Source organism: Ruegeria sp. HKCCA0370 (genome assembly GCF_013033705.1).
Classification (GTDB): Bacteria; Pseudomonadota; Alphaproteobacteria; order Rhodobacterales; family Rhodobacteraceae; genus Ruegeria.
Window position 1 is genome coordinate 26,020 of record NZ_WQEP01000007.1, and the last position, 24,180, is coordinate 50,199.

Here is a 24,180-nt window from a genome sequence, read left to right on the forward strand (position 1 = left end):
ATGCTGACACAAAATCTGAATTGCAAGTCGGCGGTCGGGTATGCCCCGCAACATGTCGGACATGCCATAACGAAAAAACCTCCGTCCGGTTTCCCGAACGGAGGTTCGACCGTGACCTTGGGTCAGATCTTATTCTTCGTCTGCTGCCTCTTCGGCGGCAACGCGGGCCTTGTCAGCCGCACCTTTGGCGTCCAGATCACGGTCAACGAATTCGATGATCGCCATCGGTGCCATGTCGCCATAGCGGAAGCCAGCTTTCAGGATGCGGACATAACCGCCCTGACGCTCGGCGTAGCGGGGACCCAGAACTTCGAACAGCTTCGCTACGTCTTTGTCTTCTTTCAGCTGCGAAGCGGCCTGACGGCGGGCGTGCAGGTCGCCGCGCTTGCCCAGAGTGACAAGCTTTTCGATGATCGGGCGCAGTTCTTTTGCCTTGGGCAGAGTTGTTTTGATTTGCTCATGCTCGATGAGCGAGCCAGCCATGTTCGCAAACAGCGCCTTGCGGTGCTCATGAGTACGGTTCAGGCGGCGATAACCACGTGCGTGACGCATTTTCTAGTTCCTTCTTTTGCGTTTTGCTTTGTCTGGCCGGCGATGCGTGTCACCGGCTCTCCTTGGGGCGGGAATGCCCATATGGTCCCCGGATATTCCCACTTCGGGCCGGGCATTGGGGAAGACGCGCTTAGAACGCGTCTTCGAATTTCTTGGCCAGATCTTCGATGTTGTCCGGCGGCCAATCCTCGACATCCATGCCCAGGTGCAGGCCCATGCCGGACAGCACTTCCTTGATTTCGTTCAGCGACTTGCGGCCGAAGTTCGGGGTGCGCAGCATCTCGGCTTCGGTCTTCTGGATCAGATCACCGATATAGACGATGTTGTCGTTCTTCAGGCAGTTTGCCGAACGGACCGACAGTTCCAGCTCGTCCACCTTCTTCAGCAGCAGCGGGTTGAACTCCAGACCATCGTCCTCGTCCTGACGGCTTGCCGATTCCGGCTCGTCGAAGTTGACGAAGATCGACAGCTGATCCTGAAGGATACGAGCGGCAAAGGCCAGTGCGTCTTCCGGCGTGATCGAACCATCGGTTTCGATCTTCAGGGTCAGTTTGTCATAGTCCAGAACCTGACCTTCACGGGTCGGCTGAACGTCATAGGCGACCTTTTTGACCGGCGAATAGATCGCATCAATCGGAATCAGGCCGATGGGTGCGTCTTCGGGCTTGTTCTTCTCGGCCGAGACATAGCCCTTGCCGGTGTTGACGGTCAGCTCCATGAACAGGTCAGCGCCATCGTCGAGGTGGCAGATGACGTGATCACGGTTCAAAACCTCGATGCCGGCGCTTTCGCTGATGTCACCCGCAGTGACGACCGCGGGGCCTTTGGCATTGATCGACAGGCGCTTGGGGCCTTCGACTTCCATGCGCAGGGCAACCTGCTTGAGGTTCAGGATGATGTCGGTGACGTCTTCACGAACGCCTGCCACGCTCGAAAACTCGTGCAGGACGTTGTCGATCTGGACGCTGGTGATGGCCGCCCCTTGCAGCGAGCTCATCAGGACGCGGCGCAGGGCGTTGCCCAAGGTCAGACCAAAGCCACGCTCCAGCGGTTCGGCAACCAGGGTGGCCTGACGTGCAGGATCATTGCCCGGCTTGGCTTCCAGCTGGGTCGGCTTGATCAATTCTGCCCAATTCTTGTGGATCATGTAATCCCTCCATTCCTGTCCGCGCCCCATGACCAACAAGGTGCAGACGCCCGAGGTTCAAAATGACGTGCTGGGGCCGTGCAGAAACACAGCCCCAGCTCAATTCAAAATCGCTTAGACGCGACGACGCTTCGGCGGGCGGCAACCGTTGTGAGCAATCGGTGTCACGTCGCGGATCGACGTGATGTTGAAGCCCACGGCAGCCAGCGCGCGTAGTGCCGATTCACGGCCCGAACCGGGGCCCTGAACTTCGACTTCCAGCGTCTTGACGCCATGTTCCTGCGCCTTCTTGCCTGCGTCTTCCGCAGCCATCTGAGCGGCGTAGGGGGTCGATTTCCGCGACCCCTTGAAGCCCATGGTACCGGCAGACGACCACGAGATGGCGTTGCCCTGTACGTCCGAGATCAGGATCTTGGTGTTGTTGAAGGTCGAATTCACATGGGCAACGCCCGATGCGATGTTCTTACGCTCTTTGCGCTTAACGCGAGTCTTGTCACGTGCCATCGGTCAGACCCTCCCTTATTTCTTCTTACCAGCGATGGCCTTTGCGGGGCCTTTGCGGGTACGAGCGTTGGTGTGGGTACGCTGACCGCGAACCGGCAGGTTGCGGCGGTGACGCAGACCGCGATAGCAACCCAGGTCCATCAAGCGCTTGACGTTCATCTGAACTTCGCGACGCAGGTCACCTTCAACGGTGAAATTTGCATCGATGTGCTCGCGGATGGCCAGAACTTCGGCGTCGGACAGTTCGTTGACGCGACGGTGCGCTTCAATGCCCACGGCTTCGCAGATCGCTTTGGCCGAGGTGTTTCCGATACCGGTGATATATGTGAGGGCGATAGGTACCCGCTTTGCAGTCGGGATGTTTACGCCGGCAATACGTGCCACGTGTCACTTTCCTTTTCGTTGCGGTTCCGTAACTCCAGAACCTTTTTTCACAACGCTTTACCGTGGCAGTGTGGCCAGAGGGTTCAGCATTATTCGAGGTGGTCGGGGCGGTTGGGACGAATCCCGCACGCGGTCTTGATTCCCTTTAGGGATGGGGGTCGATATGGGCTTTTGGCGGTGCCGTCAAGCCCATATTGAAATCAGCCGAGAATGGCCTCGATCGACGCCGTGACTTCCTTGATGTCCGCCAGCCCGTTCACGGGGCGCAGATCGTCCTTGGCGTAGTAATAGCCGATCAGCGGAGAGGTCTTCTTGTAGTACTCCATCAACCGCGTGCGCAGACTGTCTTCGTTATCGTCGGCGCGACGAACGAAGTCATTTTCCTTGCCGCAGTTGGTGCACTTGCCGTCAGCCGGGATCGGCTTGGTCTTGTCGTTATAGACCTCACCGCATCCGCCGCAGGTTGACCGTGCGGTAATCCGCTCCACCAGAGCATCGTCATCCACGCGCATCTCGATCACGGTATGCAGGGACTGGCCCAGCTTGGTCAGCAGAGCCGACAGCGCGTCGGCCTGCGCCAAAGTGCGGGGGAAGCCGTCAAAGATAAAACCGGCGCCCTTTTCGGTGGTCAGTTTCTCTTCAATCAGGCCGATCACGATCTCATCGGTGACCAGCTTGCCCGCGTCCATGATCGCAGCAACCTTCTGGCCCATTTCGGTTCCGCTGGTCTTTGCCTCGCGCAGCATATCCCCGGTGCTGAGCTGCACCATCCCGCGGGTCTCTACCAGGTGACGCGCCTGCGTTCCCTTGCCTGCCCCCGGGGGGCCCAGAAGAATGATGTTCATCGACGAGCAGCTCCCTTTCTGCCGCGTTTCTTGCCTTTGCCGCGCAGCTGGGACTTTTCGATAAGCCCTTCATATTGATGCGCCAGCAGGTGGCTCTGGACTTGCTGGATCGTGTCCATAGTCACAGAGACGATAATCAGAACCGAGGTGCCACCGAAATAGAACGGAATGGCAAACTGGCCCCGCAGAATTTCGGGCAGAAGACAGACCGCCGCCAGATAGGCCGAACCCAGAACCAGCACGCGGTTGACTACGTATTCCAGATACTCGGCGGTTTTCTTGCCGGGCCGGATGCCGGGCACAAAACCGTTCTGCTTTTTCAGGTTGTCCGCCACATCGTCCGGTTTGAACGACACGTTGAACGTATAGAAATAGGCGAAGAACACGATCATCGAGGCAAAGAACAGAAGGTAAAGCGGCTGTCCGGGGCCGAAATTGGCCAGCAGCCACGACATGACCGGCCCGTTGGCAGCACCGGACGAGAAGGTCGAGATCGTGACCGGCAGCAGCAGCAGCGAGCTGGCGAAGATCGCCGGAATGACACCCGCAGGGTTGACCTTGACCGGCAGGTGGCTTGAACCGCCTTCGTAGACTTTCATACCGGCCTGGCGGCGGGGATACTGAATGTGGATCTTGCGCAGGGCGCGCTCCATGAACACCACGAAGGTGATGACCGCGATGACCATGACGATCACGCCAACAATCACGGCAGGGCTGATCGCACCGCTGCGGCCGCTTGCAAAGAACTGCGCCAGAGCAGCCGGAACCTCGGCAATGATGCCGACGAAGATGATCAAAGAGATGCCGTTGCCGATCCCGCGTGCAGTGATCTGCTCACCCAGCCACATCAGGAACATGGTACCGCCAACCAGCGTTATCATGGTCGACATGCGGAAATAGAGCCCCGGATCAGTCGCCAGATCGCCCGATTCCAGCGAAACGGCCAGACCATAAGCCTGAACGGTGGCCAGAGCCACGGTGCCGAACCGGGTATACTGGTTGATCTTCTTGCGCCCCTGCTCGCCCTCTTTCTTGAGCTGTTCGAGCGCGGGAACCATGGATGTCAGAAGCTGAACGATGATCGAGGCCGAGATGTAAGGCATGATGCCGAGGGCAAAGATACCCATCCGCCCCAGCGCCCCGCCGGTAAACATCGAAATCATGCCGCCGATGCCCTGCCCCGCCTGTTCCATGAATTCGCGCAAAGCTGCTCCGTCAATCCCCGGCACCGGAATAAAGGTGCCCAGACGATAGACGATCAGCAAACCCAGCGTGAACAGGATGCGGTTGCGCAGATCGGTGGCCTTGCCCAAAGCAGCCCAGCTTGTGTTGGCTGCCATTTGTTCTGCTGCTGATACCATAAATCGGTCTCTCTTATGCAAACGCCGCCCGGAACCGTTTTCCGGCTCGGACGGCGTCTTGGAAAACTCTGAGGTCTATGTAAGCGGGTCTTTGCCCGCTCACAAGCGATTACTCTGCCGCAGCAGCTTTTGTGACCTTCAGTGAACCGCCCGCTTTCTCGACTGCCTCGACGGCAGATTTCGAAGCACCGGTCACTTCCAGGTTCACCTTGGCGCTGATTTCGCCTTTGGCCAGAACGCGGATACCGTCCAGCTTGCGGCGCACCAGACCGGACGCAACCAGAGCGTCTTCGGTGATCGCAGCCGAAGCGTCCAGCTTGCCGGCGTCGACGAATTTCTGGATCAGACCCAGATTGATAACCGCGAATTCCTTGCGGTTCGGCTTGTTGAAGCCGCGCTTGGGCAAACGCTGGTACAATGGCATCTGGCCGCCTTCGTAGCCATTGATGGCCACACCCGAACGGGATTTCTGGCCTTTGATACCACGGCCACCCATTTTACCTTTGCCGGAACCCGGACCACGGCCAACGCGGGTGCGTTTCGGGCTGGCGCCTGGATTGTCGCGCAGTTCGTTCAGTTTCATGTCGCTTCTCCTAAGCCGGATATGACCCCGAAGCGTGATGGGCCAAACACGGCATTTCTTGGTTTTGATTCTCGTGGCGGAAAGCCACCGCAGGCGTATAGGCCCGATAACCGCACTTGACAAGCCTGTAGATTGCCTTGCGCCCCGGGATGCCGGCATGAGGTCTTGAGCCAGGTGTTACGCAAAGGGCACCTCTGCCGACCTTTGACCGAAAAGTGACCGTGAAATGCAGCGCCTTTAAGAAAAACCGCTTGCTATGTCGGGGTGGTCGTCTATCCGGTGGCCTACAAACACTAGACTGGCAGGCGTATGACTGAACCCTCTCTCTCGCTCCGCGACAAGCCGGAGACCACCGCCGCACGTGACTGGGTAACAACGCTTGCCAAATATCGCGAACCGGACCAAATGCGCAGCGCTTTTGAGCTGGGCGTAAGCATTGTCCCCTTTTTCGGACTGTGGGCATTGTCCTGGATGTCACTTTCAGTCAGCTATTGGCTGGCCTTTGTGATTTCCGCCCTCAATGCAGCCTTTCTGTTGCGCTTGTTTGCCATCCAGCATGATTGCGGGCACGGCGCATTCTTCAAAAACCGGGCCGTCAGCGACTGGATCGGGCGCGGCATCGGAGTTCTGACACTGACACCATATGATGTCTGGCGCCGCACGCATTCCACGCATCACAACAGTTCCGGCAACCTGGACAAGCGCGGGATGGGCGATGTCCACACCCTGACCGTGGCGGAATACCGCGCCAAAACACCACTGAACAGGTTCTGGTACCGCGTGTACCGGAACCCGATCACTCTGTTCGTGCTTGGCCCCGGTTATCTGTTTCTGTTTCAAAACCGCCTTCCGCTGGGCCTGACAGACAGCGTCAGGTTCTGGGTCAGCGCGATGGCGACCAATCTTGCCATTCTGATTGCCCTTGTGGCCATCTACTATTTTGGCGGGCTGATGCCGATGTTGCTGATCTTTCTGCCGTCGACTCTGATTGCCGCAACGGCCGGAGTTTGGCTGTTTTATGTACAACACCAGTTCGAGAACACGCATTGGGACGCCGATGCAGACTGGCAACTGCATGAAGCAGCGCTGCACGGAAGTTCGCACTATATCCTGCCCTCAGTGTTGCAATGGTTCAGCGCCAATATCGGCATCCACCATGTACACCACCTCTACAGCCGCATTCCGTTCTACCGCCTGACCGAGGTGCTGCGCGATCATGAAGAACTGGCAAACAGCAACCGGATGACCATCCGGGAAAGCCTCGCCAATGCGCGGCTTCACCTGTGGGACGAGAAGAACCGTCGTCTGTTGTCCTTCGCCGAGGCCCGCGCACTTTATGGGTAACGGGCATGCCCGGCGCTTTCGTTTCTGGAATCGAAGCGCATGCCTTGCGTCAACGGCAGGCGTATGGCGCGGGACAGGCTCCATCCATCGCGACGACTTTCTCGGGCGTGATGTTGGCAGAGAATTCGCGCGTCACAAACCGGTATTCTGCCGGTGCAAACGCAGGCGCGACTAAGGTGCCTTCATCCCGATCGTGACTGGCTTTATCGCCCACGCCTGAACGGGAAAGCGATCGCGATTGACGCAACCCGCATCGCGCCCCGCATTGCAGTGAAAAAGGCAGTGACCATCTGGTGACATGAACACCACTCTGCACGACATCAGTGATAACGAGGATTGACCGTTCAACCTGTTTGTCGATGCTGGGCAAGGCTGCGGCACCGTGAAAGAATACTAGCCCCCGGGCATGTGGACACGGCGGAAATCCCTCATGCCCTTGCACAAATCACACAAAATCCCTTGTCACACCCCCGCCCCGATGCCATATGCAAAGTGCTTACGTTTTTCTATTCGACCTACTGTCTCCTTCATCGGCAGTCAGTCTATCGATACAGACCGACGACGCCAGGCTGCCGCAACTCCGTGGGCAGCACTCAAACAGGAGACACGGATATGCCAGCAGGCACCGTAAAATGGTTCAACACCACCAAAGGCTTCGGCTTCATCGCACCGGAAGAGGGCGGCAAAGATGTATTCGTACACATCTCGGCTGTCGAACGTTCGGGCCTGACCGGTCTGGCCGACAACCAGAAAGTCACGTACGAGCTGCGCGCCGGTCGTGACGGCCGCGAAAGCGCCGACAGCATCCAGCTGGCCTGAGCTTGATTTCGGGTGAGGGGATCCCCCTCGCCCCTTTCCCGCCGCGACCTCCGGTGGCAGGCAGGACACATCACGTCCACGTGATGTCTGCCCTAGAATTGACCAAATATCATATCATGATGAAATTGGTTTCAGTTTCATTGGTCATTCGACGAGGGTTTCGATGTTTACACGCCGTATTTTTCTGGCCGCAACAGCAGCCAGCATGTTGCCGGGCATCGCCAGCGCCAAAAAGGCGGTCGAGTATGATCCGACACCGCAATTCGTGCGCATCAAAAAACAGTTTGTACCAGGTCAGCTGCTGGTCGCGCCCCGGTCGTTCTATCTCTATTTCGTCACTGAACCTCGCAAGGCGATCCGCTATGGCTGCGGTGTCGGCAAGGCGGGGCTGGAGTTTACCGGCACAGCCACCATCGATGTGAAAAAGGAATGGCCGACCTGGCGTCCGACCGATGAGATGATCGAACGTGATCCCGTCGCTTACGCCAAATTCAAGGACAACGACTATGTCCAACCCGGCGGCGGAGATAACCCGCTGGGCGCGCGCGCGCTGTATCTGTTCCAGAACGGTGTCGATACCTATTTCCGCATCCACGGCACGACGCAGCCGCAGACCATTGGCCGGGCGGTTTCCAACGGTTGCATACGAATGCTGAACGAGCATGTGATCGATTTGTACAACCGGGTCCCGATCGGAACAGTTGTCACGGTCGTCTAGGTGCCCATGGATGGGCGCCTATTCCGCTCGACCCGCCTGATCAACCAGCTTCAGAACGGACGGCCCCAGTGATTCAACGATTTTGGACACCCCATCCGCGTTTGGATGTATTCCGTCCGGCTGCATGAACTGCGATACCGCACCGGGGTCGCCCTCGGCCGCAAGCCCTTCAAAGAAACTGGCGGCGAAGAGGACGTCGAACTCCTTCGCCAAGTCTGGGTACATTCCGTCGAAAGCTTGCTTGTAATCGGCCCCGTAGTTACCCGGCGCCTGCATACCGATCAGCAGAACCGGTACATTCACGCCCCGCGCCACGTCAAGGATCCTGCGCAGATTGGCCTTTGATACGGCAGGGTCGATCCCCCGCAGCAGGTCGTTGCCGCCAAGGGCAACGATCATGCCATCCACGTCCGGTGTCAGGGTCCAGTCTACACGTGCGGCCCCGCCCGCCGTCGTGTCACCCGAAACACCTGCGTTGATGATGCGGACATCCGCGCCCTGCGTCTGCAACCAGCGTTCAAGCTGTGGAACAAACCCGCTTTCCTCCACCAGCCCATAGCCCTGAGTCAGCGAGTCCCCCAAAGCCGCAATCACCACTTGATCGGCTGTGGCCGCAAAACCGCACCACGCGAAAAGGCCTGCCATCAAAGCCTTGCGCAACGTGGTGATCGCTCCATATCCCAAAAGACCGCTCCTTTTTCGGGTAGACCCATGACGACTGCTGTTCTCGCCCTCCAAGATGCCTCTTTGTCCCTGGATGGCAATGCCGGGCGGGTCGATATCCTGCATGACATTACTTTGACTGTGAACAAAGGCGAGACGCTGGGGCTTATCGGGCCTTCTGGCTCGGGCAAGTCTTCGCTGCTGATGTTGATGGCGGGGTTGGAGCAGGCGACGCACGGTCAAATCATGGCGCTGGGTCAAGACCTGACCGACATGGATGAGGACGCTCTGGCCCGGTTTCGGCGCGACAGTATGGGGGTGGTGTTTCAGAACTTCCACCTGATCCCGACGATGACCGCGCTTGAAAACGTGGCAACCCCACTGGAACTGGCAGGGCACAAGGATGCGTTCGACCGGGCCAAGCAAGAGCTGGACGCCGTTGGCCTGTCGCACCGTCGCGATCATTACCCGGCGCAACTGTCGGGCGGAGAACAACAGCGTGTTGCCTTGGCACGAGCATCTGCACCGCGTCCCAAAATCCTGTTGGCTGATGAACCGACCGGGAATCTGGACGAAACCAACGGGGCCGCAATTGTTGATTTGCTGTTTGGTCTGCGCCGGAAATACGATGCAACCCTGATTCTGGTGACCCACAGCCATTCATTGGCCGAAAGATGTGATCGGGTCGTTCGGTTGCGTGACGGCAGGATCGCCGAAGAGACCCGGCAGGAGGCCGCGGAATGAGCCTGCGGATGGCCGGGCGGCTCGCCCGCCGCGAGCTACGCGGAGGCCTGAGCGGTTTTCGGATCTTTCTGGCCTGTTTGGCGTTGGGGGTCGCCGCCATCGCAGCCGTCGGGTCGGTGCGGCAAGCCATACAGGCTGGGCTTGCGCAAGAAGGGGCCTCGCTGTTGGGGGGCGATGCCGAACTTGAATTCACCTATCGTTTTGCCGATGAGGCAGAGCGCTCCTGGATGCAACAGACATCCGTCCAGATGTCCGAGGTTGTTGATTTCCGCTCGATGGCCGTTGTGCCCGGCGCGACAGGTCCGGAACGAGCGCTGACTCAGGTCAAGTCGGTCGACAACGCGTACCCACTTGTCGGCTCGGTACGGCTGGAACCCGAGATCCCGCTGGAAAACGCCCTGAACGGCAGTTCCGGCTTGCCCGGGGCCGTGATGGAACCTGTGCTGATGGACCGGCTTGGGTTGTCCGTCGGTGATCGGTTTTCACTTGGGACGCAAGAGTTCATCCTGACGGCTGCCTTGCTGGACGAGCCCGACAGCGCGGCGGATGGGTTTGGCCTTGGGCCGCGCACTCTGGTGCGAACCAAGGCGTTGCAGGCGTCCGGTCTGCTGGAACCCGGAACACTGTTTTCAACAAAGTACAGGATGATCCTGCCCCGGAACGCAGATCTTTCGGATGTATCCGCAAGGGCTGACGCGGCATTCGAAGGCACGGGAATGCGCTGGACGGATGCACGCAACGGTGCCCCCGGGATATCCGAGTTCGTCAATCGCCTGAGTGCATTTCTTGTCCTTGTCGGGCTGTCCGGGCTTGCCGTCGGCGGCATCGGCGTTTCTGCCGCCGTGCGTGCTTATCTGGCGCAGAAGACAGAAACGGTTGCGACTCTGCGTACCTTGGGGGCCGATCGCGCCACCATTTTTCAAACCTACATGATTCAAATTGGCGTTCTGTCCGTCTTCGGGATCGCGATCGGCCTGGCGCTGGGTGGATTGGCGCCGCTTGTTCTGGCCCCGCTGCTGGAAAGCCAATTGCCGGTTCCAGCAGTGTTTTCGCTGTATGCACAGCCGCTGATCGAGGCAGCAATATACGGTCTGCTCACAGCGTTCCTGTTCACCCTTTGGCCATTGGCCCGCACCGAGGATGTGCGCGCCGCGACGTTGTTTCGCGACGCGCTGAGCTCGGCCCGCCCCTTTCCACGTCTGATTTACGTCGTGGCAACCGGTGCCGGGCTGTTGTTGCTGATCGCCCTGGCATCATGGTTCAGCGGCTCGACGCGGCTTACTGTCTGGACCGGCGGCGGGCTTGTCGGTGCACTGGCGCTGTTGGCCCTCGCCGCTTATGCCATTCGCAAACTGGCCCGGGCTGGGACTTCGTTGGCCCGCGGGCGACCCACAGTCAGATGGGCGTTGTCGGCCATCTCGGACCCACGCGAAGGTGCAGTATCTGTGGTTCTGTCACTGGGGCTGGGCCTGTCGGTGCTGGCTGCGGTCGGGCAGATCGACGGGACCCTGCGCAACGCCATTTCGGGCAACCTGCCGGATGTTGCGCCGTCGTACTTCTTTGTGGACATCCAGAAAGATCAAATGCCCGGCTTCACCGAACGCCTGCAAAGCGACCCCGCGGTCAGCCGCATTGAAAGCGCGCCGATGTTGCGCGGGATCATCACGCAGATCAACGGCCAGCCCGCTCGGGACGTGGCCGGAGATCACTGGGTGCTGGAAGGAGATCGCGGCGTGACCTATTCGGTTCAACCGCCGCTGAACGCACGCCTGACCGCAGGGGAATGGTGGGCCGAAGATTACGCAGGTGCACCCCAGGTCAGCTTTGCCGCAGAAGAAGCCGAAGAGATGGGCCTGAACCTGGGCGACCAACTGACCGTCAATATCCTGGGGCGAGACATCACGGCAGAGCTGACGTCCCTGCGCGAGGTGGATTTCTCTACCGCGGGAATGGGCTTTGTCATGTCGATGAACCCCTCTGCGCTGGCTGGTGCGCCGCACAGCTTTATCGCGACGGTCTATGCCGAAGAACAGGCCGAGGCGGCCATCCTGCGGGATCTTGCAGGCCAGTTCCCCAATATCACGGCCATCCGGGTGCGCGACGCCATTGATCGTGTCTCGGGCCTGCTGGCAGGCATCGCCGCAGCAACCTCGTACGGTGCAGGAGTATCGCTGCTGACCGGATTTCTGGTTCTGATCGGCGCTGCGGCGGCAGGCGAACCTGCCCGCAGATACGAAGCAGCGATCCTCAGGACATTGGGTGCAGATCGTGGCCGTATCCTGCGCAGCTTTGGCCTGCGATCCGTTCTGCTTGGGGCCGCTGCGGGTTGCGTCGCGCTGTTCGTTGGCATTCTGGGCGGCTGGGCCGTTGCCACCTACATCTTCGACACAGAGTTCACGGTCATCTGGTCATCGGCCTTCGGCATCGTACTGGCCGGGATAGGCGTCACGTTATGTGCTGGGCTGGCATTTGCCCTGCGTCCACTTTCGGTGCGTCCGGCGCGCATATTGCGAGCGAGCGATTGAAATCAGCGCACGCAGGCCACGGGCTGCAAGAGCCTCAGCAGCGGATCATTGTCACATACCAGCGCATCCAGTGTAACATCGTCCAGGGACGCATAGAACACCTCTGCCGCGTCCTGAAGCGCAAGCCTCAGCCGGCAGGCATCCGTAAGAGGGCACGTGTTGTCCGCGTCGGCGAAACACTCGGCAATGGGCAAAGCCCCTTCAACATGCCGGAACACCGCACCGATGCGTATCTGATCCGCAGGGCGCGCCAGCGACATGCCACCGTTTCGACCGCGCTGCGTGCTCAGATAGTTCAGCTGGCTCAGCTGATTGATCACCTGCGCCAGATGGTTTTCCGAAATGTTGCACACTTCGGCGATTTCGGATTTCGTGACCAGCCTGTCCGGGTGAGCTGCGCAATACATCAACAGGCGCACAGCGATATTCGTCCTTTTGGTAATCCGCATGAGGGCCTCCCTAAATTCAAGATGCAACCTTATTGCATGTCCGGGAAAAAAGCGGTTTGACATACATCAATCGACCCAAAGGACACTTCTTGGATGGCCGACCCCTATTTCTTTGGCTATGGCAGCCTCGTGAACCTCGCGACGCATGATTTCCCCGATCCGCGCCCCGCGCGACTGAAGGGTTGGCGGCGGGCCTGGCGGCATACCGATCTGCGACCCGTGGCGTTTCTGACTGCCGTGCCCGACCCGAAGTCAGAGATCGAAGGTATGATTGCGCATGTTCCCAATAATGACTGGGCCGCGCTGGATGAACGGGAATGGGCGTATGACCGAATTCCCGCAACGCAGTCGGTTTCACATCCCCTGACGCACGACGTCGAAATAGCTGTCTACGCCGTCCCGCACGATCGGCACAACCAGCCCAGCAATCACCACCCGTTGCTGCTCAGCTATATCGATGTTGTCGTGCAGGGTTACTTGCGGGCATTCGGCGAAGACGGCGCGGATCGATTCTTTGAGACGACAACAGGCTGGGACGCCCCGATCGTGAATGATCGCGCCGAACCGCGTTATCCACGCCATCAGCAACTCAAACCTGTCGAACGTGATTTTGTCGATGACCGCCTGACAAGATTGTCGGTTCGGTTCGTACAGCCGGCATAAAAAAAGGGCCACCACGTTAGCCGCGCGCGCGGATCACCTGTAGCAACGGCATCAGCGCAGCCATTTCCGGGCCGCGCTCCATGCCGGTCAACGCTTTGCGCAGTGGCATGAACAGGCCTTTGCCCTTGCGACCGGTTGCCTCTTTCACGGCCTTGGTCCAGGTGCCCCACGTGTCACCATCGAACGGTCCTTCGGGCAGCAACGCCATCGCCTGGGCAATAAATTCCCGATCTTCATCGGCGATCAGGGGATCGGCCCCGTCACGGCACAGCTCCCACCAGCCCTTGAGATCGGCCAGGGTGGTGATGTTTTCGCGGGCCATGGCCCAGAAAGGTTCTGCCAATTCATCGGGAACACCGGCATCCGCAACGGCACTGGCCACCTCGGACAGCGGCAGCGATTGCAAATGCCTGGCGGTCAGCGGGAACAGGTCCTGTACATCGAACTTGGTCGGCGCGGCGCCAAACCGGTTTACATCGAACCCTTCGATCAGCTCGGCCATTTCCGAGCGCAGCTCAACCGGATCAGATGAGCCCAGACGCGCCATAAGGCTCAGCAATGCCATCGGTTGCACACCCTGTTCGCGAAGATCGCGCAAGGCCAGCGTGCCTAGCCGTTTCGACAATGCCTCGCCCTGCGGACCAGTCAGCAGAGAATGGTGGGCAAAGCGTGGACAACGCCCGCCCAGCGCCTCGATGATCTGGATCTGCGTCGCCGTGTTGGTCACATGGTCCGAACCCCGTACAACATCCGTCACGCCCATTTCAGTATCATCCACAACCGACGCAATCGTATAGAGAACCTGACCATCGCCACGGATCAGAACCGGATCGGAAACCGAAGCCGCATCAATCGAGATGTCGCCAAGAATGCCGTCATTCCATTCGATACGTTCATGATCCAGCTTGAAGCGCCAGACGCCGTTGCCACGTTCGGCGCGCAGCTTCTCTTTCTCGGCCTCCGACAGGTTCAGCGCAGCGCGGTCATAGACCGGCGGCTTGCCCATGTTCAGTTGCTTCTTGCGTTTCAGATCCAGCTCGGTCGGCGTTTCGAACGCTTCGTACAAACGACCCATCGCGCGCAGCTTGTCGGCCGCTTCGGCATAGCGGTCCAGACGGTCCGACTGACGCTCGACCCGGTCCCAATGCAAACCCAGCCATTCCAGGTCCTGCTTGATGGCATCGACATATTCTTCTTTCGACCGCTCGGGGTCGGTATCATCGATGCGCAGGATGAACGTACCGCCTGCCTTGCGGGCAATCAGATAGTTCATCAGGGCGGTGCGCAGGTTGCCCACATGGATGTAACCGGTGGGCGACGGGGCGAAACGGGTGGTTGTCATGGGTGTCTCCTGTTGGCGCGGCTCTTGTCACATGGGGGCGTTTTTGTCCAGCCGCCGCTTGATCCATCAGGTGATTCAGAAAGGTTTCACCGGCCACACCCTGTCGAGGTCGTCCAGTCCGGCGCGAATGAGTTCGCGCAAAACGCCCGTGTCGATATCCGCCAGTTTGTTGACGTAAAGACAGGACTTGCCCAGCTTGTGCTTTCCCAATCTGGCCATGAGATCCGCAAAATCTGCGTAACCCGGCATGATGTAAATCACCAAAGCTGATTTGCGCGGCGAAAAACCGGTTGCCAGAAAGTCCCCTTCACGACCCGATTTGTAGCGATAGTGGTAGCGGCCATACCCGACGATCGACGGGCCCCACATGACCGGGCTAAACCCGGTGGTGGCGCGAAACAATTTGTCAAGCTGGTGCGCGTCTTCAGCACGGCGCGCCGGTTGAACCGTTCTCAGGAAATTCTCGACGCTTTGATCTGTCGGAACTGTCTTGTTGTCTGATCGCGCCATGAACAAAAATTAACACGTATTATTCATCCATGCACCCCATCTGAATGGCGTATAAACTGGCAAGAGACTCTCGACGCCCTAACTGCAACAATAACAATGATGTCCTGACAGGGAGAACGAAGATGACAATAAAACTTACACGCCGCGCCGCTTTGGGAAGTGCCGCCGCCTTGCCGTTTGCAGCTGCGGCCGCACCGGTTCTGGCCGCCAGCCCGGAAACCAAAGCAAACTCGACCATCGCAAGGTCATTTCATATTGGCGATTTCACGGTCACGACCCTGCTGGATGGCAGCTTTCCACGCGACGGAGCCAAAGAGATTTTTGGGGGCGGAGCGACGGACGAAGAATTTGCCAAGGTTTCGGCTGAAAACTTCATTCCGGCAGACGTCGCACAGTTTTTCTTTACCCCCTCACTGGTCAACACGGGATCAGAGCTGGTTCTGTTTGATACCGGTCTGGGGCAAGGTGGCATACAGGCCGCGCTGGCAGATGCGGGCGTGACCCCGGATCAGATCGATGTGGTCGTGATAACGCATATGCACCCTGACCATATCGGTGGCATGACCACCGAAGGCGCGCCGACCTTTGCGAATGCGCGCTACGTGACGGCTTCTCCGGAATATGATTTCTGGGCTGCGCAGGACGCAGGCAATCGTGTGGGCGATCTGGTCGCTGAAAAAGTCACACCGCTGGCCGAGAAAATGACCTTTGTCGAAGACGGGGGCGAGGTTGCCTCGGGCATTACCGCAGTGGCCGCTTATGGCCACACACCGGGCCACACGGTCTACCATTTGGAAAGCAACGGGCAACGTCTGGTGCTGACGGCGGATCTGGCCAACCACTATGTCTGGTCTTTCGCCCATCCCGAATGGGAAGTCCGGTTTGACATGGACAAGGCCGCAGCCACTGCCGCACGCCGCGATGTTCTTGGCATGCTGGCTGCCGACAAGGTGCCAATGGTCGGCTATCACATGCCCTTCCCCGGCGCCGGGTATGTTGAGACCCGTGGAGAAGGCTTTCGCTTTGTCCCGGTCAGCTACCAGATGATGGGCTGAGCGTTCAGTACCCCGGATCCGGCCGCACTTTTGAACCGTCACTGAACCGCGACAAGCGAAAGGCGGCCGGGTCCACGCAAGCCGTTGTTTCGGCAACCAGATCAGCCACCAGCCGCCCCGCCCCGGGGCCGATTCCAAAGCCATGGCCTGAAAACCCCGTGGCAATGTACATTCCCGGCAGATCATCCACGCCCGAGATGACGGGAATCGCATCCGGCGTCACATCGATCATACCTGCCCAGCTTTGTACGATCTCGCCTGTTTGCACAGCGGGGTATCCCTTGCATGCACTGGCCCAGGCGCGTCGCAACGTTTTTTGAGACGGCTCAGGGTCTAGGATCCGGCACTTTTCGAACGGCGTCACATCGGTTGGCAGCCATCTCCGGTCCTGTTGTGCTTCGATCGTCCAGCGTTTGGACAGGCGAAAGCGCAGAGATTTCCACTCCTGCACAAAAGCCGGCAGAAACTGCATCGCCAATCGAAAGCTGTCCGGCACGATGTCCACGGTATTCTCATGACCGGACGCAATCGTGTAACCGCCATCGGCCCGCTTTCGGATCGCAAAATCATCCGACCACAACGACGTCTCGGGCCCCTCTGCGATGGGGGATGTGCGTAGGACCGTATTCAGAACCTTCAGCTGCGGCAGTTCGATCCCCGCATTGCCTGCAAACAGGCGCGACCACGCACCCCCGGCCAGAACGACGCGGCCGCTGGCAACTTTGCCGCGCTCGGTGAAAACACCAGCGATACGTCCAGCCTGAATGTCCACACTGCGCACGGCGCAATTCGTCATGATCACTGCGCCCCGAGCCCGCGCGGCTTCGGCGATGGCGGGGGCTGTCCATTGAGGTTCGGCACGACCGTCCTGCGGCATGTACAAAGCGGTTTCAAAGCCCGATTGGTTGCCGTGCAAAAGGTCTGCCAACTCACCGCCAGAAACCATCCGCGCGCCGGTCTGCATTCCTTCGACATGGTGCAGCCAACGTTCCATGTTGCCGGTATCCCGCCTGCCGGATGCGCCAAAAAGGATACCGGATCGGGTGTAACCTGTCTTGCGGTCCAGCCGGTCATCGAGCGTCTGCCAGATGCGCAACGATTCCTGCATCAGGGGTATCTCTCTTGGGTCCCGCATCCCAAGACGGACCCAACCCCAATTGCGTGAACTTTGTTCGGCTGCAATCTGCCCTTTTTCGCACACAAGAACCGAAGCGCCCCTCTCTGCCAGTTCCAACGCGGTTGAAACGCCGATGATTCCGCCGCCGATGACCACGACATCAACGGTTTTGGGCAGGGCAAGATCAGGTTCTACAGGAGTCGGTTTGGGCGCGGTCATCGATAGGCCTTACTCTGTCGCTTGGACCGCTATGGAGACCAAGAGGCAAAGCATAGGCAATACAAACCGTCACCGCGACCACGCGAATTTTGGCATCTGTGACCCAGACGCCTGAGGCTATGAGTGCGGGGCCGAAGGTTACGCTACGCCGGACAGTTCCGCCCATTTCTGGCGCAAGATCGCAGACAACCGTTTTTCTTTCAGCGCCGCTTGCGCAGACACATCTTCCTGCGGCAGCAATTGCGGAAACTCTGGCCGCAACATCGCCACTCTCTGATCTTCCGACTGCCGCTGCTCATTCAACAAATCGGCAATTGCTGCATCCAGCTTTTCTTCATCCAATTCTTGCGGCGGAGATTCCATCGTACGCCATTTCAAAGGCGCATGAAGCGATCTTTCATAATCCTCGTACATTTTAACACCAAACCATTCACTCAGACATCCAACCCCGGATACGTCGCGTTCACCAAAATCAGCTTTGCAACTTCAACAAACAATACGTCGCATCCGCCCCACATTGGGCAACTTCCAAGCAAAAATGTGTCAGAAAAATGTCATCCAAACAAGTCTGGGGTGGCCTTTTTGCCCCATTTAACAGGCAATAACCCCGATCTGGGAACAAAGCGCGTAAAGGAAACGTCACTGTTTCCGATCTTGCAGAGCTGGCTTCGATTTCAGCGACGATCACGCCAGCGATTTACGATCGGGTACCGCCGGTCCAGCCAGAATGCCCGCTTGCTCAAGCGCGTGCCCGGAGCGGACTGGAACCGTTTGTACTCGCTGATATAGATCAGGTGCTCGACCTTTCGCGCGTCCGCCTCGTCAAATCCGGCGGCGACGCAATCCGCGATGGAGCCATCCTGATCGACCAGAATGTCAAGTATCGCGTCCAGCACGGGATAGTCTGGCAGACTGTCACTGTCCTTCTGATCTTCGCGCAGTTCGGCGCTGGGGGGTTTGTCGATCACGGAGGGGCGAATGACCTCTCTGTCAGGCCCCATCATCCAGTCTCGATGGTTGGCGTTGCGCCAGCGGCAGGTTTCGAACACGCGGGTCTTGTACAGATCCTTGATCGGGTTGTAGCCGCCATTCATGTCGCCATAGATCGTGGCATAGCCCACCGCGACCTCGGACTTGTTGCCGGTGGTCAACAGCATTTCGCCGAATTTGTTCGAGATCGCCATCAGCAAAAGCCCGCGCAGGCGCGACTGAATGTTCTCCTCGGTCAAGCCTTCGTCCAACCCCGCAAATAGCGGAGCGAGCGTGTTGGTGACGGCAGCCCGGCTTTCCGAAATCGGCACATGGTCATAGTGCACACCCAGCGCCTTGGCGACGGTTTCGGCATCGTCCAATGACGCTTGGCTGGTATATTCCGACGGCAACATCACGCAGCGAACATTGTCGGCCCCGATGGCATCCACCGCGATGGTCGCCACCAACGCGGAATCGATCCCTCCGGACAGTCCCAGAACTGCCTTTTTGAAACCGGTCTTGCCCATATAGTCCCGCAGGGATTGCACCATCGCGCGATAATCCTGCTCCCACACATCCGGCTGGGGCACGATTTCTGCCGGCACAATGCGCCAGCCATCATCGCCGCGCTCAAGTTCCACCTGAGAAACCACTTCGTCGAATACCGGCATCCGGAAGGCCAGCTCTCCGCCCGGGTTGAGACCGAAGCTTGCGCCGTCAAAAACCTGATCGTCCTGCCCGCCTACCATGTTCAGGTAGATCAGCGGCAAGCCCGTTTCGACCACGCGCGCGACCATATGGTTCAGACGTACATCGTATTTGTTCCGGAAATAGGGCGACCCATTGGGGATCAGCAGAAACTCGGCCCCGGTTTCCTCAAGCGTTTCCGCCACATCCGGGTGCCAGCCATCCTCGCAGATGGGGCTGCCGATCCGGAAGTTGCCAACCGAATACGGACCGCCCAGAGGACCCGCATCATACAGGCGCACTTCGTCGAAAACAGTCTCATTCGGCAGGTGGTGCTTCAGAACCTTGCTGGTGATCCGCCCCCGCTTTAGGATCAGATAGGCATTGTACAACTTGCCATCATCGACCCACGGACCACCCAGGGCAATCGCGGGCCCATCGGCGCATTTCGCCGCCAGAGACTCGACCGCATCCATGGCCGCGCGATGAAATACCGGCTTCAGCACCAGATCCTGCGTGTTGTATCCGGTGATGAACATCTCGGGGAACGCCACCAGATCGGCCCCCGCCGCCTTGCCCTGTTCCCACGCGGCAACGACCTTGGCCGCATTGCCGTCGATATCCCCTAAGGTCGGGTTCAGTTGCGCCAGAGTGATGCGGAAACGGTCGGCCATGCTGCCCTCTTGCCTCGTCAGTCCTATTGCCATTTAGCAGATCATCGCGCGAGTAAAAGGCCAATGCGGCAAAACCCGTTGCCCTGCCCGCGACGGTACCCTAGTTTTGCGCCCAGGGATGCAACCAACGATGATCCGGCAGGCAGGACCAAAATGAACGTGATCCGAAACTCAATTGGGGCTGTGGCCATGAGCCTGGCAGCTGCGACCGCTTTTGCACAGGACGGCACGATTATCGTCAAGGATGACGAAGTGGGCGGCGTCTACGAGGGCACTTATGAGAATGGCCTGCGCCACGGGACGGGTACGTATCGGCTGCCCAACGGGTTCGAATACACCGGCCAGTGGATGGAAGGCGAAATTCAGGGCCAGGGCGTCACCAAGTACCCGGATGGATCGGTTTATGAAGGCGCGTTCGTCAAAGGTCAGCCGGAAGGGCGCGGCAAGATCGTTTACGCCAATGGCAGCAGCTATGATGGAGAATGGTCCAACGGATCCATCAACGGCACGGGCGTCGCTGAATTTGCCAATGGCTCGCGATATGAGGGTGAGTTCAGGAACGCACAACGGCACGGCAAGGGCAAACTGACCTTTCCCGACGGATATGTCTACGATGGCGACTGGGTGGACGGTCAGCGGCAAGGCAAGGCCACGATCACCTATGTCGATGGCAGCGCTTACGAAGGCGATGTCAACGCCGGCTTGCGCGATGGCACGGGCACCCAGACAATGCCTGACGGAATGGTATACGAAGGCGAATGGACGCAGGACCAGATCACCGGGACAGGTCGCCTGACCTATGCCAATGGCGATGTTTATGAAGGCGAGCTTGTGCAGGGGCGCCGTCAGGGCAAAGGCAAAGTAACTCACGCGTCAGGGGACGTCTATGAGGGCGACTTTGTCGATGATCGCCGCCATGGCACAGGCACGTTCACCGGAACCGATGGTTTTGTGTACACCGGCGACTGGAACCAGGGTCAGATAGAAGGCCTGGGTGAGCTGACCTATCCCGACGGTTCGGATTACGTGGGCGATTTCGTGGCCGATCTGGCGGAAGGAAACGGCCGCATCACCTATCCCGACGGCTCCACTTACGAGGGTGAGTGGATCGCCGGCGTCATCGAAGGCCAGGGTACGGCGACCTATGCCACCGGCATGATCTACAAGGGCCAGTTCAAAAACGCGCAAAGCCACGGCAAGGGTGTGATGACCCGCGCGGACGGTTCGATCTATGACGGAGACTGGGTCAACGGGGTTCGTCAGGGAAAAGGCAAGGCGACCTACTCTGACGGCACGGTATACACCGGGGATTTCGTGAACGGTAAGCGCCACGGCAAAGGAGAAATCGTGACCCCTGCCGGGTTCAAGTATGTCGGCGACTGGTCCGAAGGCAAAATCAACGGCGAAGGCATAGCGACCTATTCGAACGGCGACGTCTATGAGGGCAACTTTGTCGACAACAAAAGGCAGGGCAGCGGAACCATGCGCTATGCCAACGGGCAAGAAGAAACCGGTATCTGGGAAAACGGTGTTTTGCCAAATCAAACCCAGGACCAGCAGGGCGGCGTAGACGCTCCGGCACAGCAGACAGACCCGGACTCAGAGACGGCACAGCCAGATCCGTCTGGCGAATGATCGCTCACCAGGGAACTGGTTTTCCGGCCCAGTCAAAGAACCCACCGGTATCCGCCGGGCGCAACCCGCCGATCACGGACATCAGGTTGCGCGCGGCTTCACCGGGTTCAACGGCAGGATGCCGTCCCAGATATTTCCGAGTAAACTCTGTCTTGACCGTGCCGGGATGCAGCGCAACACATATCGCCTGTTTATGGGTCCGGGCCAATTCAATTGCCGAAGTATGGACGATTTGATTGACCGCGGCCTTGGCCGCGCGGTAGCTGATCCAGCCGCCCATCCGATTGTCGCCAATGGACCCGACCCGCGCGGACAATACAGCAAATACGGAACGCCGATGTCGCGGCAACAACTGATGGGCCCGGCTTAGCACCAACGCCGGACCAACGGCATTCAGAGCAAACTGGTCCATCATTGCCCTTGCCGAAACAGATCGAATGGTCTTTTCGGGCGCATTGCCTGAAATTTCCAGCGCCCCGGAAGCGACGAGAACAAGATCGAACGGGCCCGATAGGCGATCAAGCATCCGGCTTGCTCGATCTGGCTCCATCAGATCGAACCCCTCGACAGAGCGCGAGAGGCACGTCACCGCAACGCCCTGTGCCTCCAATTGCTCGCGTACGGCCGCACCAATCCCGCCGGACGCACCAATGATCAAAGCAGTATCCATCTGCGACCAGCTAGCGGCATGGACGGATCAATCAAGGGACGGGAATTTCCAACCCCGTACACCGCAACTTGTCGAAAATTGGTTCTTTTCATTCCCGGCGGCGTCTGTATAACCTCAAACCCATGATCAACTGCGCAGATATCCCTTTTGCCAAAGCCGCCCCTCACGGCGCGGTTCTGCGTGGCCTACTGATCCTAATCCGCCTCTGAGCGTGCCATCCGGCGCGCCCGCTCAGAGGAGGACGCCAGCGCGCCAACAGGCTTTAGGACAGACAAGAAAGAGATTCCCATGACCAACGTGACCGACCAAGACCGCGTCTTGATCTTTGATACCACTTTGCGCGACGGCGAGCAGAGCCCCGGCGCGACCATGACCCATGACGAAAAGCTCGAGATTGCCGAACTGTTGGATGACATGGGCGTCGACATCATCGAAGCGGGTTTTCCGATCGCATCCGAAGGTGACTTCAAAGCGGTGTCCGAGATCGCACAACGATCGAAAAACAGCCGCATCTGCGGTCTGGCCCGCGCCAATTTCGCCGATATCGACCGCTGCTGGGAGGCGGTCAAACACGCGGAACAGAACCGCATTCACACATTCATCGGCACCTCTCCGCTGCACCGCGCCATTCCGAACCTGACACAGGACGAGATGGCTGACAAAATTCACGAAACGGTCAGCCACGCGCGCAACCTGTGCGAAAACGTGCAGTGGTCGCCGATGGACGCGACCCGGACCGAGTGGGATTACCTGTGCCGCGTCATCGAAATCGCGATCAAGGCCGGGGCAACCACCATCAACATCCCCGACACCGTGGGATATACTGCGCCTCTGGAATCCGCTGACCTGATCAAACGCCTGATCGAAACGGTTCCGGGCGCAGATGAGGTGATCTTCGCCACCCATTGTCACAACGACCTCGGCATGGCGACAGCGAATTCGCTGGCGGCGGTCATCGGTGGCGCACGCCAGATCGAATGCACCATAAACGGCCTGGGCGAACGCGCCGGCAACACCGCCCTGGAAGAGGTCGTAATGGCTATGCGCACGCGCAATGACATCATGCCCTTCCACACCGGGATCGACACGACCAAGATCATGCATATCTCGCGCCGGGTCGCTACGGTGTCGGGCTTCAACGTTCAGTTCAACAAGGCCATCGTCGGCAAGAACGCGTTTGCCCACGAAAGCGGCATCCATCAGGACGGCATGCTCAAGAACCGCGACAATTTCGAGATCATGCGCCCCGAGGATATCGGCCTGTCGGGCACATCCCTGCCTCTGGGCAAGCACTCGGGCCGCGCGGCTCTGCGCGACAAACTGGAAACGCTGGGCTTTGAAGTTGGCGACAATCAACTCAAAGACATCTTCGTGCGGTTCAAGGATCTGGCGGACCGCAAGAAAGAAGTGTTCGACGACGATCTCATTGCGCTGATGACGTTGGACGAGGCGGACGACTATCTGCAATTGGTGTCGATGAAAGTCACCTGCGGCACCGGCGGGCAGGCGGAATCGACGGTCGAGCTGGAAGTCGACGGCAAGGACGTCATCGCAACTGAACATGGCGACGGGCCGGTAGACGCGACCTTCAAGGCAATCCGTGCGATTCACCCCAACACGGCCCGTTTGCAGCTGTATCAGGTTCATGCGGTGACCGAAGGCACCGATGCGCAGGCCACGGTTTCGGTCAGGCTGGAAGAAGATGGCATGATCGCCACGGGTCAGTCGGCGAACACGGATACCGTCGTGGCTTCGGCCAAAGCCTATATCCACGCGCTGAACCGCCTGATCGTGCGCCGGGAAAAGACCGGCCCGGGCGCGGATGCCCGCGAAATCAGCTACAAAGACCTGACCTGATCCAAAGTGGCGCGGTGAGGGGCTCCCGCACCTGCGGTTGCCCGGCTGCGCCGAGCACCCTTGCAGCTTTGGGCCCGGCAGCGCGCCTGCGGCGCGCTGCCGGGCCCAACATGCTTGACGGCATCTCTGATGCAGGCAAAC

Annotated in this window: 24 protein-coding genes; 9 read left to right on the top strand and 15 right to left on the bottom strand. The window is 59.0% G+C overall.

All coding sequences use genetic code 11. The features are described from left to right. Window positions 1-129: 129 nt before the first annotated feature. From rplQ to rplO, 7 genes are all read right to left on the bottom strand, one after another. On the bottom strand, window positions 130-552 hold the full coding sequence (rplQ, locus tag GOW31_RS14715) for a 50S ribosomal protein L17 (RefSeq protein WP_039970431.1): 423 nt from the start codon (window positions 550-552) through the stop codon (window positions 130-132). A gap of 130 nt (window positions 553-682) precedes the next feature. Further along, window positions 683-1,699, bottom strand: a complete 1,017-nt coding sequence (locus tag GOW31_RS14720) for a DNA-directed RNA polymerase subunit alpha (protein WP_117870179.1) — start codon at window positions 1,697-1,699, stop codon at window positions 683-685. A 114-nt stretch (window positions 1,700-1,813) separates the two neighbouring features. Continuing rightward, the gene (gene rpsK / locus GOW31_RS14725; protein ID WP_008757289.1) at window positions 1,814-2,203 is read right to left on the bottom strand and encodes a 30S ribosomal protein S11; all 390 of its coding nucleotides are present in this window, start codon (window positions 2,201-2,203) and stop codon (window positions 1,814-1,816) included. A 15-nt stretch (window positions 2,204-2,218) separates the two neighbouring features. After that, the gene (gene rpsM / locus GOW31_RS14730) at window positions 2,219-2,587 is read right to left on the bottom strand and encodes a 30S ribosomal protein S13 (protein ID WP_008757392.1); all 369 of its coding nucleotides are present in this window, start codon (window positions 2,585-2,587) and stop codon (window positions 2,219-2,221) included. Window positions 2,588-2,787: 200 nt separating this feature from the next. Beyond that, on the bottom strand, window positions 2,788-3,432 hold the full coding sequence (locus GOW31_RS14735; protein WP_171171051.1) for an adenylate kinase: 645 nt from the start codon (window positions 3,430-3,432) through the stop codon (window positions 2,788-2,790). Next, window positions 3,429-4,793, bottom strand: a complete 1,365-nt coding sequence (secY, locus tag GOW31_RS14740) for a preprotein translocase subunit SecY (RefSeq protein ID WP_152456907.1) — start codon at window positions 4,791-4,793, stop codon at window positions 3,429-3,431. Before secY ends, GOW31_RS14735 begins: the two co-directional genes overlap by 4 nt. Window positions 4,794-4,902: 109 nt before the next feature. Further along, on the bottom strand, window positions 4,903-5,376 hold the full coding sequence (gene rplO / locus GOW31_RS14745; protein WP_152456906.1) for a 50S ribosomal protein L15: 474 nt from the start codon (window positions 5,374-5,376) through the stop codon (window positions 4,903-4,905). A gap of 309 nt (window positions 5,377-5,685) precedes the next feature. Here rplO and GOW31_RS14750 point away from each other — a divergent pair, with 309 nt between their 5' ends. The 3 genes from GOW31_RS14750 (at window position 5,686) to GOW31_RS14760 (ending at window position 8,257) form a co-directional block, all read left to right on the top strand. Further along, a complete protein-coding gene (locus tag GOW31_RS14750; RefSeq protein ID WP_171171053.1) occupies window positions 5,686-6,720 on the top strand; it encodes a fatty acid desaturase in 1,035 nt (344 codons plus the stop codon). Between the two features lie 612 nt (window positions 6,721-7,332). Continuing rightward, window positions 7,333-7,539: a cold-shock protein gene (locus GOW31_RS14755; RefSeq protein ID WP_152456904.1), complete on the top strand. Its 207-nt coding sequence runs from the start codon at window positions 7,333-7,335 to the stop codon at window positions 7,537-7,539. Between the two features lie 163 nt (window positions 7,540-7,702). Then, entirely contained in the window at window positions 7,703-8,257 is a 555-nt protein-coding gene (locus GOW31_RS14760) for a L,D-transpeptidase (RefSeq protein ID WP_171171054.1), read from the top strand. Between the two features lie 18 nt (window positions 8,258-8,275). Here the strand turns inward: GOW31_RS14760 and GOW31_RS14765 are convergent, their stop codons facing one another. Then, complete coding sequence (locus GOW31_RS14765) at window positions 8,276-8,902, bottom strand: arylesterase (RefSeq protein WP_171171349.1); 627 nt, start codon at window positions 8,900-8,902, stop codon at window positions 8,276-8,278. Between the two features lie 66 nt (window positions 8,903-8,968). Between GOW31_RS14765 and GOW31_RS14770 the strand changes: the two genes are divergently transcribed. Both GOW31_RS14770 and GOW31_RS14775 read left to right on the top strand, forming a co-directional pair. Continuing rightward, window positions 8,969-9,664 carry an ABC transporter ATP-binding protein gene (locus tag GOW31_RS14770; RefSeq protein WP_171171056.1) on the top strand — a complete coding sequence of 232 codons (696 nt, stop codon included), beginning with the start codon at window positions 8,969-8,971 and terminating at the stop codon, window positions 9,662-9,664. Then, window positions 9,661-12,189 (top strand): ABC transporter permease, encoded by a 2,529-nt coding sequence (locus GOW31_RS14775; RefSeq protein ID WP_171171059.1) that lies wholly within the window; start codon window positions 9,661-9,663, stop codon window positions 12,187-12,189. Before GOW31_RS14770 ends, GOW31_RS14775 begins: the two co-directional genes overlap by 4 nt. Window positions 12,190-12,191: 2 nt before the next feature. Here the strand turns inward: GOW31_RS14775 and GOW31_RS14780 are convergent, their stop codons facing one another. Further along, the gene (locus GOW31_RS14780) at window positions 12,192-12,638 is read right to left on the bottom strand and encodes an Rrf2 family transcriptional regulator (RefSeq protein WP_170346430.1); all 447 of its coding nucleotides are present in this window, start codon (window positions 12,636-12,638) and stop codon (window positions 12,192-12,194) included. A gap of 93 nt (window positions 12,639-12,731) precedes the next feature. Between GOW31_RS14780 and GOW31_RS14785 the strand changes: the two genes are divergently transcribed. Then, window positions 12,732-13,301, top strand: a complete 570-nt coding sequence (locus GOW31_RS14785; RefSeq protein ID WP_171171061.1) for a gamma-glutamylcyclotransferase family protein — start codon at window positions 12,732-12,734, stop codon at window positions 13,299-13,301. A 16-nt stretch (window positions 13,302-13,317) separates the two neighbouring features. Here GOW31_RS14785 and gltX read toward each other — a convergent pair whose 3' ends face one another. Both gltX and GOW31_RS14795 read right to left on the bottom strand, forming a co-directional pair. Beyond that, window positions 13,318-14,643: a glutamate--tRNA ligase gene (gene gltX, locus GOW31_RS14790; protein WP_171119648.1), complete on the bottom strand. Its 1,326-nt coding sequence runs from the start codon at window positions 14,641-14,643 to the stop codon at window positions 13,318-13,320. A gap of 75 nt (window positions 14,644-14,718) precedes the next feature. After that, window positions 14,719-15,153: a DUF1801 domain-containing protein gene (locus GOW31_RS14795; RefSeq protein ID WP_171119649.1), complete on the bottom strand. Its 435-nt coding sequence runs from the start codon at window positions 15,151-15,153 to the stop codon at window positions 14,719-14,721. 122 nt (window positions 15,154-15,275) lie between these two features. On the opposite strand from GOW31_RS14795, the gene GOW31_RS14800 reads away from it, so the two are divergent. Then, window positions 15,276-16,208, top strand: coding sequence for an MBL fold metallo-hydrolase (locus GOW31_RS14800; protein WP_171171063.1), 933 nt, complete (start codon window positions 15,276-15,278; stop codon window positions 16,206-16,208). 4 nt (window positions 16,209-16,212) lie between these two features. Here the strand turns inward: GOW31_RS14800 and GOW31_RS14805 are convergent, their stop codons facing one another. The 3 genes from GOW31_RS14805 to GOW31_RS14815 all read right to left on the bottom strand — a co-directional run bounded on the left by GOW31_RS14805 (window position 16,213) and on the right by GOW31_RS14815 (window position 19,877). Then, a complete protein-coding gene (locus GOW31_RS14805; protein ID WP_171171066.1) occupies window positions 16,213-17,544 on the bottom strand; it encodes an FAD-binding oxidoreductase in 1,332 nt (443 codons plus the stop codon). Window positions 17,545-17,682: 138 nt separating this feature from the next. Next, entirely contained in the window at window positions 17,683-17,907 is a 225-nt protein-coding gene (locus tag GOW31_RS14810) for a hypothetical protein (protein ID WP_254441730.1), read from the bottom strand. Between the two features lie 311 nt (window positions 17,908-18,218). Continuing rightward, window positions 18,219-19,877 carry an NAD+ synthase gene (locus GOW31_RS14815; RefSeq protein WP_171171070.1) on the bottom strand — a complete coding sequence of 553 codons (1,659 nt, stop codon included), beginning with the start codon at window positions 19,875-19,877 and terminating at the stop codon, window positions 18,219-18,221. Between the two features lie 153 nt (window positions 19,878-20,030). Between GOW31_RS14815 and GOW31_RS14820 the strand changes: the two genes are divergently transcribed. Continuing rightward, on the top strand, window positions 20,031-21,512 hold the full coding sequence (locus GOW31_RS14820) for a 2-isopropylmalate synthase (protein ID WP_171171072.1): 1,482 nt from the start codon (window positions 20,031-20,033) through the stop codon (window positions 21,510-21,512). Between the two features lie 4 nt (window positions 21,513-21,516). On the opposite strand, the gene GOW31_RS14825 is transcribed toward GOW31_RS14820, so the two are convergent. After that, a complete protein-coding gene (locus GOW31_RS14825; RefSeq protein ID WP_171171074.1) occupies window positions 21,517-22,182 on the bottom strand; it encodes an SDR family NAD(P)-dependent oxidoreductase in 666 nt (221 codons plus the stop codon). A 288-nt stretch (window positions 22,183-22,470) separates the two neighbouring features. On the opposite strand from GOW31_RS14825, the gene GOW31_RS14830 reads away from it, so the two are divergent. Beyond that, window positions 22,471-24,039: a 2-isopropylmalate synthase gene (locus GOW31_RS14830; protein ID WP_171119655.1), complete on the top strand. Its 1,569-nt coding sequence runs from the start codon at window positions 22,471-22,473 to the stop codon at window positions 24,037-24,039. Window positions 24,040-24,180 lie beyond the last annotated feature (141 nt).

Excerpts from the sequence above, each read along its gene's own strand:
- GOW31_RS14825 (WP_171171074.1), bottom strand. The coding sequence starts at position 22,182 with ATGGATACTGCTTTGATCATTGGTGCGTCCGGCGGGATTGGTGCGGCC.
- GOW31_RS14735 (WP_171171051.1), bottom strand. The coding sequence starts at position 3,432 with ATGAACATCATTCTTCTGGGCCCCCCGGGGGCAGGCAAGGGAACGCAG.
- GOW31_RS14785 (WP_171171061.1), top strand. The coding sequence starts at position 12,732 with ATGGCCGACCCCTATTTCTTTGGCTATGGCAGCCTCGTGAACCTCGCG.
- GOW31_RS14800 (WP_171171063.1), top strand. The coding sequence starts at position 15,276 with ATGACAATAAAACTTACACGCCGCGCCGCTTTGGGAAGTGCCGCCGCC.
- GOW31_RS14750 (WP_171171053.1), top strand. The coding sequence starts at position 5,686 with ATGACTGAACCCTCTCTCTCGCTCCGCGACAAGCCGGAGACCACCGCC.
- GOW31_RS14770 (WP_171171056.1), top strand. The coding sequence starts at position 8,969 with ATGACGACTGCTGTTCTCGCCCTCCAAGATGCCTCTTTGTCCCTGGAT.
- GOW31_RS14760 (WP_171171054.1), top strand. The coding sequence starts at position 7,703 with ATGTTTACACGCCGTATTTTTCTGGCCGCAACAGCAGCCAGCATGTTG.
- GOW31_RS14830 (WP_171119655.1), top strand. The coding sequence starts at position 22,471 with ATGACCAACGTGACCGACCAAGACCGCGTCTTGATCTTTGATACCACT.
- rplO (WP_152456906.1), bottom strand. The coding sequence starts at position 5,376 with ATGAAACTGAACGAACTGCGCGACAATCCAGGCGCCAGCCCGAAACGC.
- secY (WP_152456907.1), bottom strand. The coding sequence starts at position 4,793 with ATGGTATCAGCAGCAGAACAAATGGCAGCCAACACAAGCTGGGCTGCT.
- GOW31_RS14815 (WP_171171070.1), bottom strand. The coding sequence starts at position 19,877 with ATGGCCGACCGTTTCCGCATCACTCTGGCGCAACTGAACCCGACCTTA.
- GOW31_RS14780 (WP_170346430.1), bottom strand. The coding sequence starts at position 12,638 with ATGCGGATTACCAAAAGGACGAATATCGCTGTGCGCCTGTTGATGTAT.
- GOW31_RS14820 (WP_171171072.1), top strand. The coding sequence starts at position 20,031 with ATGAACGTGATCCGAAACTCAATTGGGGCTGTGGCCATGAGCCTGGCA.
- GOW31_RS14810 (WP_254441730.1), bottom strand. The coding sequence starts at position 17,907 with ATGGAATCTCCGCCGCAAGAATTGGATGAAGAAAAGCTGGATGCAGCA.
- GOW31_RS14765 (WP_171171349.1), bottom strand. The coding sequence starts at position 8,902 with ATGGCAGGCCTTTTCGCGTGGTGCGGTTTTGCGGCCACAGCCGATCAA.
- rpsK (WP_008757289.1), bottom strand. The coding sequence starts at position 2,203 with ATGGCACGTGACAAGACTCGCGTTAAGCGCAAAGAGCGTAAGAACATC.
- gltX (WP_171119648.1), bottom strand. The coding sequence starts at position 14,643 with ATGACAACCACCCGTTTCGCCCCGTCGCCCACCGGTTACATCCATGTG.
- GOW31_RS14805 (WP_171171066.1), bottom strand. The coding sequence starts at position 17,544 with ATGACCGCGCCCAAACCGACTCCTGTAGAACCTGATCTTGCCCTGCCC.
- rplQ (WP_039970431.1), bottom strand. The coding sequence starts at position 552 with ATGCGTCACGCACGTGGTTATCGCCGCCTGAACCGTACTCATGAGCAC.
- GOW31_RS14720 (WP_117870179.1), bottom strand. The coding sequence starts at position 1,699 with ATGATCCACAAGAATTGGGCAGAATTGATCAAGCCGACCCAGCTGGAA.
- GOW31_RS14775 (WP_171171059.1), top strand. The coding sequence starts at position 9,661 with ATGAGCCTGCGGATGGCCGGGCGGCTCGCCCGCCGCGAGCTACGCGGA.
- GOW31_RS14755 (WP_152456904.1), top strand. The coding sequence starts at position 7,333 with ATGCCAGCAGGCACCGTAAAATGGTTCAACACCACCAAAGGCTTCGGC.
- GOW31_RS14795 (WP_171119649.1), bottom strand. The coding sequence starts at position 15,153 with ATGGCGCGATCAGACAACAAGACAGTTCCGACAGATCAAAGCGTCGAG.